At 37.6% G+C, this 21,981-nt stretch carries 11 protein-coding genes; 6 read left to right on the forward strand and 5 right to left on the reverse strand.

What is annotated here, in order from left to right:
• Positions 1-3: 3 nt before the first annotated feature.
• The 4 genes from PSH54_RS14945 to PSH54_RS14960 all read right to left on the reverse strand — a co-directional run bounded on the left by PSH54_RS14945 (position 4) and on the right by PSH54_RS14960 (position 8,934).
• Entirely contained in the window at positions 4-2,889 is a 2,886-nt protein-coding gene (locus tag PSH54_RS14945; RefSeq protein ID WP_273606457.1) for an alpha-L-rhamnosidase, read from the reverse strand.
• Positions 2,890-3,010: 121 nt separating this feature from the next.
• On the reverse strand, positions 3,011-5,833 hold the full coding sequence (locus PSH54_RS14950; protein ID WP_273606458.1) for an alpha-L-rhamnosidase: 2,823 nt from the start codon (positions 5,831-5,833) through the stop codon (positions 3,011-3,013).
• Positions 5,834-5,977: 144 nt separating this feature from the next.
• Complete coding sequence (locus PSH54_RS14955; protein ID WP_273606459.1) at positions 5,978-7,210, reverse strand: glycoside hydrolase family 88/105 protein; 1,233 nt, start codon at positions 7,208-7,210, stop codon at positions 5,978-5,980.
• Between the two features lie 317 nt (positions 7,211-7,527).
• Positions 7,528-8,934 carry a sulfatase-like hydrolase/transferase gene (locus PSH54_RS14960; protein ID WP_273606460.1) on the reverse strand — a complete coding sequence of 469 codons (1,407 nt, stop codon included), beginning with the start codon at positions 8,932-8,934 and terminating at the stop codon, positions 7,528-7,530.
• A 582-nt stretch (positions 8,935-9,516) separates the two neighbouring features.
• On the opposite strand from PSH54_RS14960, the gene PSH54_RS14965 reads away from it, so the two are divergent.
• From PSH54_RS14965 to PSH54_RS14980, 4 genes are all read left to right on the forward strand, one after another.
• Positions 9,517-11,307: a glycoside hydrolase family 43 protein gene (locus PSH54_RS14965; protein ID WP_273606461.1), complete on the forward strand. Its 1,791-nt coding sequence runs from the start codon at positions 9,517-9,519 to the stop codon at positions 11,305-11,307.
• Between the two features lie 454 nt (positions 11,308-11,761).
• Entirely contained in the window at positions 11,762-12,283 is a 522-nt protein-coding gene (locus PSH54_RS14970; protein WP_273606462.1) for an RNA polymerase sigma factor, read from the forward strand.
• A 64-nt stretch (positions 12,284-12,347) separates the two neighbouring features.
• Entirely contained in the window at positions 12,348-13,328 is a 981-nt protein-coding gene (locus PSH54_RS14975; protein WP_273606463.1) for a FecR family protein, read from the forward strand.
• Positions 13,329-16,211, forward strand: coding sequence for a TonB-dependent receptor (locus PSH54_RS14980; protein WP_273606464.1), 2,883 nt, complete (start codon positions 13,329-13,331; stop codon positions 16,209-16,211).
• Here the strand turns inward: PSH54_RS14980 and PSH54_RS14985 are convergent.
• On the reverse strand, positions 16,208-17,998 hold the full coding sequence (locus PSH54_RS14985; protein ID WP_273606465.1) for a metallophosphoesterase family protein: 1,791 nt from the start codon (positions 17,996-17,998) through the stop codon (positions 16,208-16,210). The genes PSH54_RS14980 and PSH54_RS14985 overlap by 4 nt on opposite strands.
• A gap of 175 nt (positions 17,999-18,173) precedes the next feature.
• Between PSH54_RS14985 and PSH54_RS14990 the strand changes: the two genes are divergently transcribed.
• Positions 18,174-19,235, forward strand: a complete 1,062-nt coding sequence (locus PSH54_RS14990) for a Ca2+-dependent phosphoinositide-specific phospholipase C (RefSeq protein WP_273606466.1) — start codon at positions 18,174-18,176, stop codon at positions 19,233-19,235.
• A gap of 21 nt (positions 19,236-19,256) precedes the next feature.
• The gene (locus PSH54_RS14995; protein WP_273606467.1) at positions 19,257-21,980 is read left to right on the forward strand and encodes a TonB-dependent receptor; all 2,724 of its coding nucleotides are present in this window, start codon (positions 19,257-19,259) and stop codon (positions 21,978-21,980) included.
• Position 21,981: the final 1 nt, after the last annotated feature.

Consider the following 21,981-nt stretch of genomic DNA (forward strand, 5'->3'; position numbering starts at 1 on the left):
CCATTAATTAAAGTTGCCTCTAATTTCATAGTTACCAGGTAGTAATAAGTCAGTACTTTGCACCTCAACGGAATCATTACGGATAATACTGATTCTTTTTATGTTAGGCAGTATTAATGACGCCTCGGTGTTTTTTGGCACAGTTAGTGACATACTAAGTTGCTGATTTTTTATCGACCAGCCAACTGCAATTTCACCTTGAGGAGTTGGGTGACTACCACTAACCTCTGACAGTTTAGTAGTAAACTGGGGTTGTACTTTAAAATGCTTGAAACCCGGTTGTGTTTGCTCAATCCCTAACATACCTCGATAGAACCAACTGGCAATAGCACCGTAAGCATAGTGGTTTAGAGAGTTCATCTTCTCACCGTTAAATCCCGTCTGTAATGAGTAAGAATCCCAGCGCTCCCACGTAGTAGTTGCACCATGTTTAATAGAGTAAAACCATGATGGGTAGCTTTCTTTAAATAAAATTTCATACATCAGGTCACTATGACCGAATTTTTGTAATACAGGAGCCAGCAAAGGTGTACCCAAAAACCCAGTTCGTAAATGACGATCACTTTTTTCAATTAAGGTAACTAACTGATTAACTGCTTTATTTTGTTCTTTATCTTCAAATAGGTCAAAGGCTAAAGGCAACAAATAACTGGTTTGCGTCATTTTAGGTGAGATTGTTTTTAATGGTCCTGTTTTTTCACTGCCATTTTTGTATATCGGCGGTTTTGTTATACTGGTGCGAAGTAATAAGTTGTCGTCAAAAAAGTAATCACGGAATTTACTTTTTATATTATTGAACAAAGTGTCATATTGATCTGCTTCGTTGTCATACCCTAAAATACGAGCGGTTTTAGCTACAAAATTTGCTGAGTGAGCATAATAGGCCGTTGCAATTAAATCCTTGTGCGTATCGCCACCATTCTTACCGTCAGCAGTGAAAGGTTGTAGCCAATCTCCATGACTACTCATAGTAGAAATATGCTGATAGCTATTAAATGTATGATAGCTCAGCCAACGTTTCATCATAATGTAGTTTTCTGCGAGAATCTTTTTGTCCCCAGTAAATTGATAAAGCTCCCAAGGCACAATCGTTGCGGCATCTCCCCATGCAGAACCGGTTAAGCTGGTTAAAAAATTACGAAAAGGTACAAAGTTTGGCACCATACCATCAATACTTTGCTCTTCACGAACGCTTTCAAGCCATGCTGCCCAAAACCCATAAACGTCTGCTTTATACATAGAAGTTTGAACAAATACTTGAGCATCCCCCGTCCAACCTAAACGCTCATCACGTTGTGGGCAATCAGTTGGTATATCTAAGAAGTTGCCACGTAGGCCCCAAGATACGTTATCTGAAAGCTGATTTAGGTTGGTGTTAGCGCTAGTGAAATTATCGTACACTTCAAAATCAGAATGTAATACTTTGCCTTTAATCCAATCAAGAGATGGGGGTTTAGTTTGGTCGTAACCAGATAGCTCGACAAATTGGTAACCATGAAAGGTAAATGTTGGCTGATAACGTATCACCCCTGTTTTACTAGGCGTATAGAGATCTGTTGCTTTCGCTGAGCGTAAATTAGTAACAGAGAATTCACCCTTATCAATTGCTTCTGCAAAACGTAATTTGACTTGCTGGTTTTTAATAACAGGAATGTTGACTTCTGGCACTCCCACCATATTTTGTCCCATGTCAAAAACGGTCACTCCATTTTTTTGGCTAACAATTTTTATTGCAGGAATGGTTAAAGTTTCACGAACAGCGGTGTGTCTCTTTGGCTTTAATAACACTTGCTCTTCAAGTGGTTCAGTAACGACTGGTTTCCATTTATCTGAATTTAGGTTTTTATTAAAATTAGCGCTGTGCCAGTTCGCTAGTTCAAAATTGGCATCATAAATTTCACCATCATAATTACTAGCTTCGCGAATTGGACCTTGATTAGTTGATTGCCAATCTTTATTTGAAGTAATGATTTTTTGGGTGCCATCAGTAAATGTAATTTCTAATTGCGCCAATAAACGCATTGGTAACATATGTTGTTGCTTTGTTGGATGAAAAATTCTTCCGCTGTACCAGCCTTCAGCAACGATCGCAGCTAATGCATTTTCTCCTTTATTTAAGTGTGATGTAACGTCGTAGGTCAGTGTTTCTATGCGTTTATGATATGGTGTCCATCCTGGCGTCATTACATCATTACTCACGGCTTTTCCATTTATAAAAGATTTAAATATGCCTTTTGAAGTGATGTATAGCCGTGCTTGCGAAATATCTTTATTTAAATTAAAACCTGTCCGCAAATATTGTGGGCGGATATACTTATTATTTGGAACAGGAAAACGGCCACCTTTCACTGAGCGATTAAAGACACTATCAATATCGAATTCATTGGTATCAGGATGACCAATCCATTGTGCTTTCCAATCATCGTTTTCTATTAAACCTAATTCCAGGTGGTTGACCTCACTCCACTTAGAAAATTCATCATTCTCATCCCATATTTTTACACGCCAAAAGACTGTTTGGCGTGACTGCAATTTTGCCCCTTTTAAATCAATCCAAGCGTTAGCCGAAGACACCACTTTTTTACTATCCCAAATAATTTTATCGGTATAAAACGTTGGTGCACTTGCAACTTGTACTCGGTAGGCTGATTGTAACTGAGCACTACCTTCTTTGGGTAACTTCCAACTAAACCGAGGGCGTTGTTCGTAATATCCCAATGGATTTACAAAGCCCTCGCCTACTTTTAATTGAACTGGAGCCGCAAGCTGCCCAGATAAATTTGCCAAACTTTGCTCATTATCTGCTGAGCAAGCATTTAATATAACTACCGCCATAAGAATGCAAAAATTGCTAATAAAAACACTCTTGACACATTTTATTTTATTCAAATTCACGTCCCTCTGAACCTAGTATAATTAAATGGACTTTGCCAAATAGTCTTATATCTATAACCGGGTCTTATTAATAACCAACATAAATTAACTTTTTAATCTCAACCTAAAACAGTAGCTACAAGCTTTTAATTTCAAAGGAGTAGGTACCTGCTCTGTAGAGCTTTTTGGGTTCATTTGGAATAGTTACATAACCGCTACTGTTATTAGGTATCTCTATATTCCATTTAACAATGCCATTTTTTTGTATCCAGCTACTTTTAATTGTTCCATAACCAGTTTGGTAACTAACATCTACCCACTCTAGGTCTTTAGGAAATACTGGGCGAAGTTCAAATACTTGATAACCGGGTTCGTCATCTAAAGGTCGGATCCCTCCAAGCCCCTCAAAAAACCAGCCATCATATCCACTATGAAAAGGATGATTTAATGAACGCCCAGGCGCATTACGACGTTGTGGATCTAAATCTGGGTCTAACACCCCTTTTCGCTCCCATAGGGTGGTCGCATTTAACTTTTCAAACTGATATGAATAACCAGGGTAACCATCTGCAGTAAAAATATTATAGGCCGTATCACCATAGCCATAATCACTTAAAGCTAAGTACAAATAGGTTTGGCCTAGTGCTCCTACAGAGCCATGACCATTCCAGTCTTCGACAACATCCTTATTAAGTGCATCAGCTATTGATTGACGTAAGTGCACTGGCGCAATACCAAAGCGCAAAGCCATAGCATCTGCTGTTTGGCTACCATAGTGTTTAGTTTCAGGGTTATAGAACTCTTTGTTAAATTGCGCGCTTATTGATTTAAATAAACCGGTGTAGTGTTTTGCTTTTTCAGGCTCATTCACTAGCTCTGCAATTTTACTCATTAAGTCTGAACCGTGAGCAAGTAATGCTGAACTAGTTATAATTGGAGAAGTATGTTGAGGATTACAGCGCTTTCTACCCATGCCAGGCTCTAATACGGGATCACACCAATCTCCATAGCCTATGCGCAATAAACCTTTGTCTATTTTACTTTCAGCTAACTCCATGTACTCAACCAAGCTAGTAAACTGCCCTTCTAAAACTTGTAAATCTCCGTGATGACGATAATGCTCCCATGCAATGATGATTTCAGCCACGGCCCAATCAAACTTATCGCCATGAGTACGTTTACCAGGAACAACGGCAGGCGCTTGAAACGTTGCTGTTTTAAAATCACCTAGGTACTTTTTCCAAAAATTATCCATATTGTAATTATAGTTGCCAGTGATCAGTGCAGCGTGAGCATCTCCGGTCCAACCTGCACGTTCACGAATAGGGCAATCCATTGGTACGGCCATTAAGTTGCTTTCGTAGCTCCATAAAGCCATATCATGAATACGGTTAAGAAGCTCATTGGAGCTATTAAAAGTGCCTGCTATTTTTACATCACTTCTTACTAAGTGAGCAGTGATTGCGTCGATACTCGGTGCTTGATCAAGGCCTGTTATTTCTAAATATCTAAAACCATGCCAAGTAAATTCAGGTGTCCATGTTGATTCATTGTTATCAGCAGCGATATAACCATCTACCTGTTTTAATAAAGGTGCTCCGCCACCAGTTTTTTGGCTTATGTTGCCATCAATATCAGCCCATTCAGCATATCTAAAATACACTGCCTGCCCTTTACGTAACCCTAACTTATCTAGGTCAAATGTTGGCACACCCGTAAAGTTCTGCCCGAAATCGAGCACCCATACGTTTGGTTTAGGCTGAAATATTTTTTCCACTGACATTTTTTTAATAGGACGTATAGGCGGTAAAAGTTGCGGTTCAAGCTTTTCGGTAGGCCATTGTTTAAGTACGTGTACTGGCTTCCAGCCTGAGAGGTTTGCAGTATTTACATTCCAATCCTTAACGGCTTTATTCGCATCATATAACTCCCCTGAAAAAACCCCTTCTTTTATTACTGCTGAAGGATGACTTACCCAGTTTTCATTTGATGTTACTAACTGTGTGGAGCCATCATTATAGGTTAGCTCTAGCTGGGCAATAAATTTAGGTTGGCCATATGACAGTGTTTTTGAGGGGCGACTTTTTGAAGCGTCAGGATTTTTCCAGCGGCTAAAAGCAATACTTTCATCATACCAGCCACTGCCTAAGTGAACAGCAATCGTGTTATAACCCGGTAATAGGAAATTAGATACTTCATCGGTATTGTATAGAATACGCTTATCAAAATCTGTTTGCCCTGGGTCCATAATACGATCCGAAACTCTCTGACCATTAAGGTAAACCTCATAATAGCCAGCGGCGGTGCTGTGAAGCTTGGCTTTAACTACTTTTTTACTGCCTTGGGCTTTAAAAGTATGACGAAATAAACTCGCTGTTGGCTGTGCCTTAACTTGCTCAATAACCAACTCTTGCGTTTTCTTTTTGTGCTTGGTTAAGGTTGATGAATCTTCTGGGTGTAGGCCTGTGGCATAAAGTGCCCATTGATTAACATGCTCAGTAACAGAAGTGATAGCTTGTTGTTTTACTTGCAGCCACTTAGCTTCCCAATCAATTTCATTAAGCAGCCCCGTTTCCCACGTGCTGGGGTTACTCCAAGGACTCGCGCTTTCTATGCCAGGTTGCCACACTCTTACGCGCCAATGAGCTGTTTCGTTAGCCTTTAGTTTAACGCCCTTATAGGGAATATTTAGCGATTGTTTAGCTTGAACTTTCCCACTATCCCAAAGTAAAGAGCTTGGATCAAACAGGCTGTTTCTGCTTACCTGAACTTGATAGTGGGATTGGCTTTTAACATTTGCATGCCATGATAACTTCGGCTGACTATTATGCACATTTAGCGGCTGATCTTTTCCTTCAACTAATAAATGACTTGGTTGAGGAATGAGGCTTTCTTGGTTGTGCTGATTATTACACGCTGATAATAGTATTACAAAACAAGCTGCTATTAATTTTTTCATTGCTGAGTACTCCCAATAGAGTTCTCCTCACCTTAACCAGGACTTGCGGATAAAAAAATTCCTATTAATAAAAAGTATTAATAGGAATAAAAACTTAACCCTCAATGGAGGTAAAGAGAAGGTAAATAAATTTTACAAAAAGACTTAGTCTTCCCATTTGACCATTTCTGATGCAGCTAACAGCACAGCACCTACGCCATATAATTGTGAATCAGTCTTTTTAACCGGATCAGGAGACTTTCCAACATGTTGTACCCAATTTACACGGCCGCTTGGCTCTACTGCCTGTTCAATAGCAAGCCATCCTTTTTTCACTATTTCTTTTGACTTGTCATCAGTCAAAATACCGTTATTAATACCCCACGCCAAACCAAAGGTGATAAACCCTGTTGCACTAACCTCAGGCGTTTTAACAATATCTGGGTCCATAAGCGATGCTGGCCAATAACCGTTTTCACGCTGTAACTTCATTAGACCTGCTGCATTCTTTTTATATAACTCTATATAGCGATCTCTTGAAGGATGACCTTCAGGTAAATCATCAATAATTAATGGAATTGCAGCAAAAACCCAGCCATTTCCACGCCCCCAAAATACTGGATTACCATTTTTATTTTTCATATCGAAATAGCGACTGTCTCTAAAAAACAGGCCATACTCATCAGAAAATAAGTAATCTGCACTTGCCCAAAATTCTTTATCTGCATATTCAAAATACTTTGGATCGCCAGTCACGTTGCTTAACTTTAACCATGTTCTCGGTGCCATGTATAACGCATCAGCCCAACACCAGCGATCTTGGCAGTTACCTTCAAAATGAGCGCCATTTTGAGTTTTACTCGTCTTATCTAACATCTCTAAACCCACCTTTGGTGGGTTAGCTAAAATTTTGTCAAACAATTCTTGAGTTGGCTTATAAGCTTCTTTGTTGCCTGTTTGCTCTGTTAGCCATAAGTAAGTTTGGCCAATAGTGTGGTCATCAGCATGATAAGGGCGATCTAGTAGTAACTCATAGTTTTGCTCTTTTGCCATCTCTTGAATAAAGTGTAGGTAGTCTTTGTTATCTGTTGTTTCAGCCCAACGAGTTAAACCAATATAAAACGACGCTTGGATCCAAAACTTAGGATTTTCTGATTTAGCACGATGAGATTCTGGGATATATGACAAATCATCGAGATGAGATAATTGCCACTCAGCAGTGCTGTTAGCCAAGCTAATCACTGAATTAGCTTTAATGCTTTTGTCGACGTTTATAACTGACTGAACACCTGAGTTTAATTTATCTACCGTTTTTGCCGTCGTATTTGATTCTGAGCACCCAGTAAGTAAAAGACTTACAGCAAAAGGTACCAATGCTAGTTTAAATTTTTTGTTCATCAAAAAAATCCTAATTATTGTGTGTATTCTGAAGACCGTTAAACTTTTAGTTCACTTATATAAGCAATATAAGTGAATTTGAGACAGATAATTTATTAACTATCAGCTGCCGTATTATCCTTTTAAATAATATTTAATAAAAATTTTACTAATTTGAAATACAATAAATCAGCATGATAACAATTGCAATAATATGATTAAAAAAGATTGGATATGAGCATTGTTAGAGAAAAAATGTCGAAAGTACTGAGGATGCTATATAGATTATTAATTTTAATAGATAAGTGATGGCATACCCATCACTTATCTTAGGTTTGTTAGTCTTTATATTTCTCAAATAAGTCAAAAAACTCTTTTGCGAGTGACTGTTTATGTGATGCAAGGTTATCAGTTTCACCTGGATCTTTAGTGATATTGTAAAGCTCAACAGGTGACTCAATGCCATATCTGACCGCTTTAAAGTCGCCTTTACGAGCGGCTTGAAAGGTATCACCTATAACACCAGAGTTTGGATCACCTACTTGCTTAGCAAATTCCCAGTACAATACTCTTTCAGCCTGTTGCTCTGGTGAGTCATTCAATAAACCTTTTATTGAAACACCATTAGTTTTAACTCGAGGAATAAGGTTTAAGTTCACGCCTGTTATGTCAGCTAACGTTGGCAACACATCAGCAAACAACCAAGGCGTTTCGTCAACACGTGGCTTTTTAATTTTATCAGGCCATTGGATCAACATAGGAACATGTATTCCACCATCATAAAGGTCACGTTTTTGTCCTTTATAAGGTGTTGACGCTTTAAGGTATTGAGGATCTGCTCCACCCTCATCATGGGGACCGTTATCAGATGTAAATACTATAATTGTATTATCTAAAATACCTTTTTGTTCTAATGTTTTTGTAATTTGACCAACATAATCGTCAAGCGCGCTAACCATACCTGCTAATGTAGCGTTAGGATTTTTTACTGGCTCAGGGTAGTAAGCAGCGTATTTATCACTAGGCGTGCCTGATGACATACCTGAGTAAGACTTTTCGTCAAAAGAATATTGTTTACTGTATTTTTCAGGCACCGCTAGTTCCGCGTGCGGAGAAGAAAAGGCCAGCATTACAAAAAATGGATTTTCGCGGTCTTGCTCAATATACTCGATGGCTTCATTGGCAAATAACTCTTGTGCGTATGCTCCTTTTTTACCGCCTTCGTTTTCAGTTATGCGTATTTTTTTTCCATCACGCCATAATATTTGAGGGTACTGTCTATGTCCTTCCAAAATTGAATACATACCGTACCAAGTGTCAAACCCCATTGCCAACGGGTCTGTCACACCCATTTGAGAACCAATCGAGTACTTTCCAAACAATGCAGTGTCATAGCCTGCGTACTTTAGAACATGAGCAATGGTTATATCACTTTCAACTAACTGTACCGTATTAGAATTGTTAGTCATATAACGACCATCACGGCCCGTAAAAAGCGAAACTCGAGAAGGTGAACATACTGTATTACCAGCATAAGCTTGGTTAAATCTTATCCCTTTATTAGCAATGTCATCTAAGTTTGGTGTTTTTATTGGTGTATTACCATAAGCACCTACTTGGTTAAAACCAAGGTCATCAGTCAATATAAATATGACATTAGGCTTTTCTGATGCAATAGCTGGTTTAGTTAAACTTAAGAGTAGAAAACCAATTGCTCCGGCTAATTTGTGTGTGTTTTTTATCATTTATCCTCTTCCTACGTTGCAAAGAATGAATGTAAATAAAGAAGTTGTCCTATTCTTCGTTTTACATTTAAATGTGAGAGTTTTACCGCTGCATTAATTTAACTGCAGCAGTGTAATAATCATTTAATCACCAAAAGCCACCCGGTTACTAAAACGTGCTAGGTAAGTGAGAATATATACCTGTTAAAATCTATAAAGATTGGCTTAAGATTAATATTGAGCGATTTTGACGATTTTTACATAAAAGATACATTACTGACAAGTAATATTAACCGCCCCTTGCATCATGACTATATAAGCTGTGAATAATAGTTTAAATAATCTCTATTTTACTAATAAAAAACAGTGCGTTGTAAGAATTTCGCTCATTCATTAATTAAAATAAAACATTACAAGTCATTCTTTTTATTATACTAACTAATTGATAAAATTAATAAAAATATCACTTTAATATCGTGTACTTTTCATTTTATTCTAAAAGCGTACAGATTCAGAGCTGCTAAAAAGCGAACTGGTTGACTTAAAACAAAATCAAACATAGTCTTATACAGTCAACATCAATCAACATCAATAAGAATATTTATGAAACTAATTTTACACACAGTTAAGCTCACTACATTAAGCCTCTCTTTGACAACAGTTTTAACGGGCTGTAACGCTAAGGTAACGACTGATCAAGTAGCAGTATCTAAAAAAATAACAGCCCCTGCCCAGATAGGAAGCTTTGGCGATCAGGGCGATGGTACATATATAAACCCTATTTTAAACGCTGATTATCCCGACTCTGATATAGAACAAGTGGGTGATACTTATTACATGATTACTTCTAAACAACATATGTCTCCAGGTATGCCAATTTTAAAGTCTAAGGATATGGTGAACTGGACCAACGTTGGTCACGCATTCCCAAAACTATCTTGGGCTCCAGAGTATAACTGGGACCGTATGAATGGTTATTCATTTGGTACTTGGGCGGGTGATATCGCATACCACGAAGGGAAATGGTATGTGTATCAAATAGATTACCAGCACGGATTAATGGTCACAACTGCAGACAACATCGAGGGCCCGTGGAGTGAGCCAGTTATGATGTTACCTAAAGCTGATGTGCTTGATGACCCAGCTGTTTTTTGGGATCAAGAAACTAAAAAAGCGTATGTAATCATTAATACGGGTGCAAAACAAAAGTCCCCTAATAATAAAATTGAAGGTAATGAAAATCGTATTTACGAAATGAGTTGGGATGGGACAAAAATACTAGATGAAGGAAAACTTGTTTATACAGGCATGGGCGCAGAAGCAGCCAAAATTTACAAAATAGATGGTACTTGGTACATCTTCATGGCCCAATGGACTATGGGTGATAAATCAACAAAACCTGGTGTGAAAAACCCTAAAAATGATAGAAAACAGCTAGTACTTCGCTCCAAAGAAAGTATTTATGGGCCTTATGAAGTTAAAACAGTTTTAGAGAAAGGGTCTGAATTTAATAATCGAAGTGCTAGTCAAGGTGGTCTAATGAAAGCACCTGATGGTTCTTGGTGGTACATGCATCAACTTATCCAAAATGACGATATACCCTTTCAAGGTCGGCCTCAAGTACTTGAACCAGTTACATGGATTGACGGCTGGCCAATTATAGGAGTTGATGAAGATAATGATGGAATTGGCGAGCCTGTTAAACGCTATAAAAAACCTATAAATGGTTATCCAATCACAGCGCCAAAAAGCGATGATGACTTTTCATCATCAAAATTAGGCCCGCAATGGGAGTGGAACCATAACCCTAGAGATAGTCACTGGTCGTTGACTGAACGCCCGGGATGGTTACGCCTAAAAGCGAGCAAGGTGCTACCAAATAAAGAAGGACATGGTCCCAAAATTAATGAGTGGACCAACAACGATGGTTCAGATGGTGATTTTTGGAGAGCCAGCAATACCTTGAGTCAGAGAATGATGGGGGTTACCACCGGTACGGCAGTTGCAAAATTTGATGTATCGGGTATGAAACCCAACCAACTAGCAGGCTTTGTACGTTATGGGGGAGTGTTTAATCTTCTAGGGGTTGAAATGGATGAAAAGGGTAAAAAGCATTTATTTTATATGAATGGTATGAGCGAAAAGACTCTTGGCCCAGAGTTAAATGGTGACAAGCTATTTGTAAGAACTTCAAATGCTCGAAATCAAGCGACCTACGAATATAGCTTTGATGGGAAAAGCTTTAAAGCATTTGGCCCTACATTCACCATCGCTTTTGGTAAATGGACAGGTGATCGTTTAGGGTTTTTCTCGTGGAATGAAAAAGAAGATGCTGGCTACATCGATATTGACTGGTTCACATACGATTATGATGGGCCTAAAGCGGCACGTTAATTAGCTACATTTGTTAAAATTATAAAATTTATTTATACCTGCCTATTATAAACTTATTTTTCTGTATTAATTATAATAGGCAGTGTGTTAACCGATGCATACGCTTTACCCTACTTTAAATATATAGCTGTCAGGGCAATTGAAAGATGTATCACTAAGTTAACCAAAGCACCTGAAATATAAAAAAATCCCCTCTATATTTTGAGAAAATTCCACAATGTGGAACACACTTTACTTAAAGTTATAGTTATTCTTATTCTTCATTAATATAAACTGAAATTTAGTAAAGCTACGCTGACAAGCTCTTTTCAATAGCTGTATTGAACCGTTAGTTTTCCCTTTTTTTAAACCTCCCAACCTACTCTAATAGACCTAATAGCTCCATTAGGCCGTTGTAATACTTAAGTCATATAGTTCATTTAATATCTCTGTAAACGGAATAAACGACAGAGTAATGAAAACTTTTAAAAGCCCTTTAGACTTGCAGCCTTCCTCTGAAGAAAGTGAAGTTAAAAATATTATTCGTCATATACGGAAATATATAACCCGTCGAACTTCTAATGCAGATAATGTAGATGATCTAGTACAGGAAGCTTTAATAAGGACGATAAACAGGAATAAATCCACTAAAATTGATAACTTTCCAGCCTATATCAATCAGGTAGCAAAATCTGTCATTTACCATGATTGGCAAAAAAATAAGAATCAATTCAATAATGATGATGAAATGGAGCTTATAGCACCAGAAAGTAACGACCCCGAGTCTAAAATAATCACAGAACAAAAACTAGAACTTGTTAAACAAGCACTTGATGAACTTCCCCCATTGCGGAGAAAAGTTTTTGAACTTAGGCGTTTAGAAGGTTTAAGCCGAGAAAAAATTGGCTTAAAACTAGGTATAAGCCAAGAGTCTGTAAAAAAGCATATCACTCGAGCTATGACACAAATAACATTGCATATAGAAAAACATCGATAGAGATGTCCCCTTTTTTGTTTTATTACACTCTATATTATTAATACATGCTGGTAAGAATTTTTGAATGAATGAACAAACACTAGAGCAAGCCGCTGACTGGGTAGATCGGGTAAACGATTTAAACGAAGATGAATCAGCAGAACTTTCCCTGTGGCTAAAGCAGCCGGAAAATAAAGCTGCATTTGATAGAGTTGCTAAAATATTTGGCGACCCTTCAATTGATAAAGCTCTACATAATTTGCATACCTACCATAATGATACGTCTATTACTCCATTAAAGAAAAATGCTAACAAGCAAAAGAGTTTTCATAAAATAGCCATTGCAGCTAGCTTTAGTGCAATTGCCTTTATGGCGTACTGGTTTTCTTTGCCACAACAAGAAGCATCAATTACACCGACAATCGCTTCTAATGATAAGTTTGAGCCAGTTAAAGCTATTAACGCGCCCATAGGTAAGCGTGTTTCAAAGTTACTAACGGACGGTACCTATCTGCACTTAAATGCAGGGAGTGAGCTAACAGCGAAACTACAGCCCAATGTAAGAAAAGTAGTACTAAACAAAGGGCAAGTTTTTTTTGATGTAGCAAAAGACAAAAAACGCCCATTTGTTATCGACTCTGGAGAAGCTAACATTACCGTGTTAGGGACCTCATTTGATGTACAGCATAATGAAAATAAAGTAGTAGTGACTGTTTATGAAGGGAAGGTAAAAGTTAATGCAAAAGACACAGTAACATTAATTCCTCCTCAAAAGGCAGTCGTGGTGGATGGTCGTATTACTGTTACTACTGACAAATCATTAGAGCAACTTCCCCTTTGGAGAACCGGCTGGATTGAAGCAGAAAAAGAAACTTTAGACAGCATAGTTGAACAACTACAACGATATAGTAACGATAAAATTAAACTAGATAGTAAGCTTAGCAATACGATTATTAGTGGTCGATTCAATCTGGAAACACCAAAACAGAGCTTGATGTTAATAGCTGATGCTTATAATTTAAAACTTGAAGTAAAACAAAATATATTGCTCATTTCGAGAATTTAAGTGTTCGATTTATTTAAATTCATTGATATGAGCAAGCTATATTGTTTAAGGCATAAAATTTTATACCTTACGCATACTTTAATTTGTTTAAGCATATTAATTCCTAGCACTATTCAAGCAGCACAAACAAAAAGTAAATTTGTTCAGATGCCAGCGAGTTCACTTAGCGACAGTTTACGCCAGATTGCAATTGCATATCAGGTTTCCTATAGCAGCGACCCTACACTACTCAATAATAAAGAAAGCCCAACCATTAGTGGTTATTACACCTTATCTCAAGCCCTTAAATTACTTTTAGATGATACTACTTTGTCTTTTAAAATAAAAAATAATGGATTTGTAATTTATAAAAGCCCAAGCCAAAACAATATTAAGCTAATAGAAGAGATTACAGTTAAAGGTATTCGTTATTCTCAAGCCCGCTCGCGTAATTTAAAGCACAGCACAAAGGCAATTAGTGAGGCTATTTCAGCACAAGACATCACAGATATTCCAAATACAAATTTAGCAGAGGCGCTACAATATATACCCGGGGTAGCTATAACTCGCGAGGCCGGTGAAGGCCGACAAGTATCTATTCGTGGCAGTTACCCTGATTTTAGCCTGGTTACCCTTAATGATATGCCAGTATTGGCAAATAATGATTCACCTATGGATAGTAGAGTGCAAAAGCAGCGCGATCGCTCTTTTGATTTTAACATTTTACCAGCTGAGTTATTTAAACAAATACAAGTATTCAAAAGTTATTCTTCTGACCAGATCGCCGGCGGAATATCAGGTACGATGGCCTTAAAAACAATAAGTCCACTAGATAAGAAAGGGTTTAACTTTGTTATTAGCCCCGAAATTGGCTATAACGATTATGTTGGCTCAGGGTCCAAACGTTACTCTACCCTTTTGTCAAATACGTGGGGGAACTGGGGGGCACTTGCAAGTGTAGCCTATACGAGCAGAGAATCATTAGAACAAGGTGCTAATACATTTAGATGGCGTAATATAGCCATCAATAATGCTGACTTATCCTCATTAAGTAAATTACAATCAAAAAATTTAGCACAAGGGAATTACATTATTCCCCGAGGAAACAGATATTCTGTTTGGCAGGGAACTCAGCAACGCTTTGGTACAAACTTGTCTTTAGAATATAAAAACCCGACAACCTATATAGATGTAGATGTACTCTCTGGCTTTTTAAAAGGAAATCGATCAGAGTCTCATTTATATCCCCGAGGTGACCAATCTACACCCGTTATAAAAGAGCAAACAGCAATAACAAGTATCAAAACAAATAAAGACAATGAGTTAGTATATGCTCATTATGTTGACGCAAGAGTAGCAACAGAAAGTAGAGTTCAAAAAATAAATACGTCCTACCACCAAGGTCAGTTCTCAATTGAAAAAAAGCTCAATAAACGGTGGGATGTGCATGCCATATTAGGTATACAACAATCAGAATACGAAATACCGTATAGTAATAAAATTTATACTAAAGGGGTTAGTGATGTAACGATTGATTATACACAAGACCCATTTTACGCCGACATTTACTATAGCCAAAACTTACAAGACATTAGTATGTGGGATTTATATCACGGAGATTTAGAATACTATCAATCAGATAATAAATATCTATTTGCAAAGATAGACATACAGCATCGTTTTAATGACACTTTCTCTATGAAATTTGGTGGTGACTGGATCTCATTTACAAATAAAATGAGTAACCTTCAAAAAAATGATATTTTTTTTAATGAAATAAGTAACTCTCCACAAAAATTAATTGAATTACCCGAAACACTCATCACACCCCAAAATAAACATAAAAACCAGCGCTGGTTGAGCATAAATACCAATGATGCACTTGCACTTTATAAAATAGTGCCATTTAACATAAAACAAAATGGCGCCTCTTATATAAGGAAGTATGAGCATATAAAAGAAAACAGCCAAGGTGTGTATACATTATTAACACTTGAGAGGGATAAATGGGAGGTAGATTTTGGATTACGTTACCAGATTGATTCTATAACAACTTCTACTCAGGACTTATCAACCTTAAGCTATGATTTATGGCTACCTAGCCTAAATAGTACACTATTCATTGATGAGCATTGGCGCTTTCGTTTTGGGGCTTCTAAAAATTATTCTAAACCGTTATTAAGCTCTCTAAATTTTGCCGACTCTGACAATAACCTAGATAATATTGAATATATTTTTAACCCAAATCTCAAACCTTACATATCCTATAATACCGATCTATCTCTCGAAGGTGACCTTAGTGGTCATAGTTCATTTGATTTATCTTTGTATTATAGAAATTTAAACGATTACATTGTTACAGTGCAAGCTCCATTACCCCACCCCGGCAAAGCTGACAACGACAAAATAGCTGTTTGGCAAAGTAATTCAGAAACAGCTTATCAATGGGGCATCGAATTAAATTTAAATTACTTAATACCCAACTCTTACTGGGGTATTAACCTACAAAGTACGTATAACGAAGGCAAAGTAACTTATTATAACTCCAATGATGGCTTAGCATTATTTAAAAAAAACTTGCCGTTTTTATCTAAAATTACAGCATCGAGTATGATTTTTTACGATCGTCCCAACCTGAACTTTAAACTAGGTGCTATTTTCAGAGGTAGATATTTGGTACGCGCTGGAGGATTAATAAATGATGAAAATGAAACCGGCTTTATGCCAACAACGTATTGGGATGCCAGCTTAAACTACAACTTTACTAAAAACTGGAAGTTAAAATTAAGTGCTTTTAACCTTAGTAATGAACAAGAACGCCAGTATAGTGACTCATCGCTGAGAGCTTATAACTCTACAACAAGTGGCCGTACTTTTTACCTGGGCCTGAGTTATCAATATTAAAAAACCTTACCTGTTTTTAAATCAACGCTAAAACTTTCTCCCTGGGTATTTTCACTAAACTTTGCCATTACTTTTGTAAGTGAAGCTAAATATTCCTGTATCTGCGTTTGAGTTTTGCAATTTGATTGTTCTAAAAAAGTGCTTAACTGTTGGTAAAAAATGCGTTTATTATCGGATATATCAGCTGTTACACCACCATTTCTTAATAAATAGAAGTCTTTCAGCCAAGATTTTGTTGATATCGATTTCAATTGAACTAACATTTCAGGGCTAGCACTATCAATGCATTGCATTGCCGTAAACCAGTTCTCTAAATAAAGGTTTTTATCCAGCCACGATACTAATTCGTAAGGCCAATCCCGCTTTAAAAATCGTTGTTCAATCAACCCAATAAGGTGGCGCTGAGTAAACTCTGCATAACTTTTAGAATTTAAGATAGTGCGATCAAAATTATCTTGTTTACTATCGTTTCTGTATAGCCACTCTCTATCATAAAAACTAAACAGCCTATTAAAATCTGCCACATCGTTAAGTGTATAGGTATTTATATGGGCTGTTTGCTTTTGTAGATTTAATTCAGCGACTTTATAAGCTGCCTTATAGGCGGCAATGCTTGGAACTTGAACATTAACTAATTGAGAGTTCTTATTATTAGTAATTAATGCAGTGTCGTTTAAGTGCATATGACCTGCAAAATGAAGTGTTAGGCCTGTCTGTGCAAGTGTACTTGCGGTTTGCGCAGTAGGCACTCGTGGTAATGAAAAGTCTCCGTTATTAAATACCTTATGTAATTCCTTATTAGCATTATCGTAAAAATCCCCCATCGGAAAATGGCTAAATGCGACAAGTGTTTTATCCTGCTCTTTAGCCCTTTTAACCACAGATTTTATCCACTGAATTAGTAAAGGCTTAGCTTTTATCAAAGCATTGTAGCCAGCTCCTGATGAACCTTTAAACGTGATAGGTGTATTTTGCCATTGAGGTGCATAAACATTGGCATCAATTGCTAAGAGCCAAACCCCTTGTTTGGGCTCAACCAAGTAGCTGGCATCAGGCATCATAATACAGCGAGTTGTATTATTCGGGTCACACCATGAGAACTCTCTATTCTTATACGGTGTTTCATATAGAAAGTCAGATTCGTGTTTACTAAAGCCAAAGTCATTAAGTGTACTTAGAATTTCTGAGTAACCCCAATGCTTAACTCCATCATCGCAAAGGGAGTGATTATGTGCACATTTTGTATGCCCGTGGCTATAAAGGCCAAATTCATTACCGTCAGAAGTTAAAAAGTCCGCTTTTCCCGCAGGAGACGAAAATGGTTTAACGGGGTCATGATTTCCAGGAATTGCAAAAAATCTCATACCGTATTTTTTTTGGTACCGGCTTAATATTTTAGCCAGAGCGCGAACGTTAATTGGCTGGCCATCATCAGTAAAGTCACCTGGTAATGCTATTAGCTTAATATTTTTTTGAGCTAGTTCATCTAATACATGAATAAAAGCAAAGTAGTTCTCATTAAATAAGCGAGTCGAATGAAGTTGAGCATACATACTTCGGATTAAAAGTGGTTGTTGGGTTTTAGTATCTATAGGCAATGTAGTATTCACGGCCTTTGTTGTGGTTGCAAAGATATCATGCAGATGAATATCTGCTAGAAAAGCCACTTTTACAGTATTTGGCTGTTCCTCACCTTTCATATCAAAATATTCAATACCTGCAGCATTCAATGAATTAAAAGCGCTAAATATTACAAATAACCACGCTAACCTTTGCCCCACCGCCATTACATACCTTAGTAAATGCTTTCGTTATTGATATAGAGTTCAGCTTTGAGAAATAGGGGACAAAATTTTTAAAAGCACAACTTTAATTATGAAGCTTTTATTAAATCAAAATTTTTGTGTCCCCTAATTTAGAAAGGAGCGCTCTTAGGTAGCAAACTCACAATTGAGATGCTCTATGCGATTTATTATTTTTATTACTGCTATAACGTGGCTAACAGGTGCCTTAGCAACCCCTTTGAATCAATTCCAAGTTATTGGCTCACATAATAGTTATAAAAAAGTACTTAATCTTGGAGTAAAAAAAGAGCTAAGCAAACTTAATCCCAAGCTTGCTGCACAAATTGATTATGGCCATATCAATATTGTTGATCAGCTCAATAGTGGTATCAGGCATTTAGAAATAGATGTATTAAAAGATCCAAATGGTGGTTTATACCTTAAGCCGTGGGCTGAGCGTTTCTCAAGTGGAGCATTGTTTAGTGAACAAGAAATAGAGCAGCTATCAACTCCTGGTTTTAAAGTCATGCATATACCTGGTGTTGACGTACAAAGTCATTGCATATTATTTAGTGATTGTTTAAGCAATCTCAAAAAGTGGTCACAGGCAAACCCACAACACTACCCTGTCGTTATCATGATTAATGTAAAAGAAACTGGTACTTTAATAGACCCTCAGCCCACCACATTAAAATTTAAAGCCAGTGATTACCATTCTCTTGATGCCGTAATAAAGCAAACCTTATCAGATTCATTATTTACACCCGATAATTTACGTAAAAGCACCCTATCGTTAAATGAAACCGTAACCCAGTTTGGCTGGCCAAATGTAGATCAGCTTAGGCAAAAATTTATCTTTTTATTTGATGGGAAGAAATCACAAACCTCCTTGTATAAAAAAAACCGTCCTTCGCTGAGAGGAGCCAGTATGTTTGCACATTATGAAGCAAACCAACCAGAAGCTGCTTTCATGATAGTGAATAACCCCATAAAGCATTTCGAAAAAATTCAAAAATTAATAGCTTCAGGCTACATGGTACGCACGCGCGCAGATGCAGTGTTGGATGCCAAAAGCTCAAACAAAATAAAACAATTTAATGCTGCAAAGAATAGCGGCGCACAAATCATTTCAACAGATTTCATACCCGGCTCGCCACAACAGGTGCGCTTTAACTATGTAGTGCAATTTGACCACGGTCACGTAGTACGTAAAACCCCTTTTAACCTAAATCACTTTTAATTTTAAAACCAAGGAAACAACATGTTATTTAAATCATCCCCTACCCTCCTAGCAACTGCAATTATTAGCTCTTTAAGCGTTTGCAATTATGTTTATGCTGATCAAAAAGCTGATACAGAAATAGAAGAAATTGTAGTGCAGGGTTACCGTAATAGCCTATTAAAAGCGAAAGACCTAAAGCGAAACGCTATTGGTGCTCAAGACTCTATTGTTGCAGAGGATATAGCGGATTTTCCTGATTTAAATTTAGCTGACTCACTTCAACGTGTGCCGGGTATTGCTATTACACGTGAAGGTGGTGAAGGCCGACAAATATCATTACGAGGTTTAGGGGCAAACTTTACTCAAGTGCAACTCAATGGCATGGAAGCCTTAGGCACTTCTTCGTCAGCTATGGATAGTCGAGGGTCGGTGAGTCGTTCTCGTGCCTTTGATTTTAATATATTTGCATCTGAGTTATTTCAACGTGTAGATGTGAAAAAATCTTTTTCTGCAGAAATGGATGAAGGTGGTATAGGCGGTACTGTTGGTCTTCATACAGCTAAACCATTTGATTTTGATGGCTTCAATACAGCCATAACAGGGCAGTTAGGCGATAACTCACAAACCGACGATGTTAGCCCACGTATTGCAGCACTAATTTCAAATACTTGGAATGATGAATTTGGCGCATTATTCTCAGTAGCATATAGCAAACGTAACGTAAATGAGCAGGGCTATAATACATATCGCTGGCGCAAAAAGAACGCATCAGGCTCGGATATTTCTGAATTAAGTACAGACCTACAAGATAAAATCAACAATTCAGAAATCAGTTTCTCACGAGGAAGTCGCTATTCATTGTTTGAAAATGAGCAGGAGCGTTTAGGTACAACCCTCGCTTTGCAGTATCGCCCTTCTAATAACCTTGAGTTTGGTTTTGATGCTTTGTACGGCGAGCTAAACAATGAGCGTGATGAGTTTCATTTACAAAGTCGTGGCTCTAGCTCGACTGCGCTTGGCTGCACAGGACCGGCCTATATAATTGAGCCTACTTGTTCAAAGCTCACCTCGTTGGAAATAAGCGAAAATAATGACGCTATTTACTCAGTATATGAAGATGCCGCGATTCATTCGGAAAGTAGAAAGCAGTATGCTGATACTGAAATAAGCCAATATGTACTAAATAGCGATTGGCAAATTACTGAAGATTTAAATATGACTGCGTTAGTAGGACGCTCTGAATCTAAGTTTAATACCGGTAGCGCAAAGGTATATTTAGAAACATTCGGTGATGAAACTATTGACTACCGTGGTGATGCTTATTATGGAGAAAATACGTATGGGTTTGATCCTACTGACAGCAGTTTATTCCGTTACCACGAAATTGATTTATCAGAAGAGGAAATAACCAACACTTTTGATTCAATCAAACTAGATTTTAATTACACACTTAACAATGCTTCAAATATAAAGTTTGGTGTATCTAATAAAAAGTTTGAAAGTGAAAACGGTGAGACTAAATCTGATAATATCAACAGAAGCGACTGGGAGAACGGCTTACTCGACGACGCTGTAAACTCAAGCCTAACCTTTACTAATTCAGCGCACAATAAACAGCAATGGGTAAGTGTTAATGTGCTCGATACCTTAGCTGATTTAAATGTAGAGCCTAACTTAGAAGCCCCTGACTTTACCGATAATGTTCAAGAAAAAACCTTTGCCGCATATTTACAATACGAAGCTGAGTGGGAGTTAGGTGCTGGCTACTTAATGGGTAATATTGGTGTACGCCATTATGATACACAGACCAATGCAACAGGTTTAATAAATGGTGAAGCAGTTGGTGTAGAAAATACTTATTCGGGTTTGTTACCTGCAATCAATCTAGTGTGGGATAGTAATAACAGTTTAGTGCTACGTGCAAGTTATGGCGAAAATCTCACCCGCCCTTCCCTCGCTGCACTAGTTCCAACAGGTGTTGTACAAAATGATGCAACATCAACTAACGGTTTAAGCATTAGCTCTGGGAATCCTAACCTTAAACCTTATGAATCAGTTAACTTTGATTTTTCAGTAGAGTATTACTTTGAAAACATCGGCTATGCTGCCGTTAGCTACTTTCATAAATCTATCGATAACTTCATTATTACCGAAACCTATGATATCCCATACAGTGAAACAGGCTACCCACTTAGCTTTCTAGGTGATGTAGATGAAGCAGGTAATCCTCAAAATGCGGGTACCATATTCACCGTTATTCAACCACAAAACTTAGATGAAAGTGATATTAGTGGCTGGGAACTAGCTTTTCAACGTGACCTAGACTTTTTACCCGCCCCACTTGATAACTTAGGTGTTATTGCTAATTATACATTTGCTGATGGTGAAGCGCTTTACCGTAATGTGGGTAACTCAGGTGTTGATCAATATAAATCGTTCCCAGGTCTTTCAGAACATTCTGGTAACTTTACAATATATTACGACTCAGAATCATGGGGTGCACGCGTTGCAGCTGCATACAGAAGTGACTATATTGCAGCGGTACAAGCAGGTAACGGAGATGAAGACGAAAATGGTTTTCATGCCAGCACCTACATAGACGCATCTGCTTTTTATCAGGTAAGTGATAAGCTAAAAGTTACAATTGAAGCAAGTAACTTAACCAACGAACGTGAAGAGCAATATTCAGACTCAAATGACCGTCTATACAATACAACAATTAACGGCCGTACTGTATATTTAGGCGCGAGTTACCGCTTTTAAG

It is taken from the genome of Pseudoalteromonas sp. Angola-30 (assembly GCF_028599215.1).
Taxonomy (GTDB): domain Bacteria; phylum Pseudomonadota; class Gammaproteobacteria; order Enterobacterales; family Alteromonadaceae; genus Pseudoalteromonas; species Pseudoalteromonas atlantica.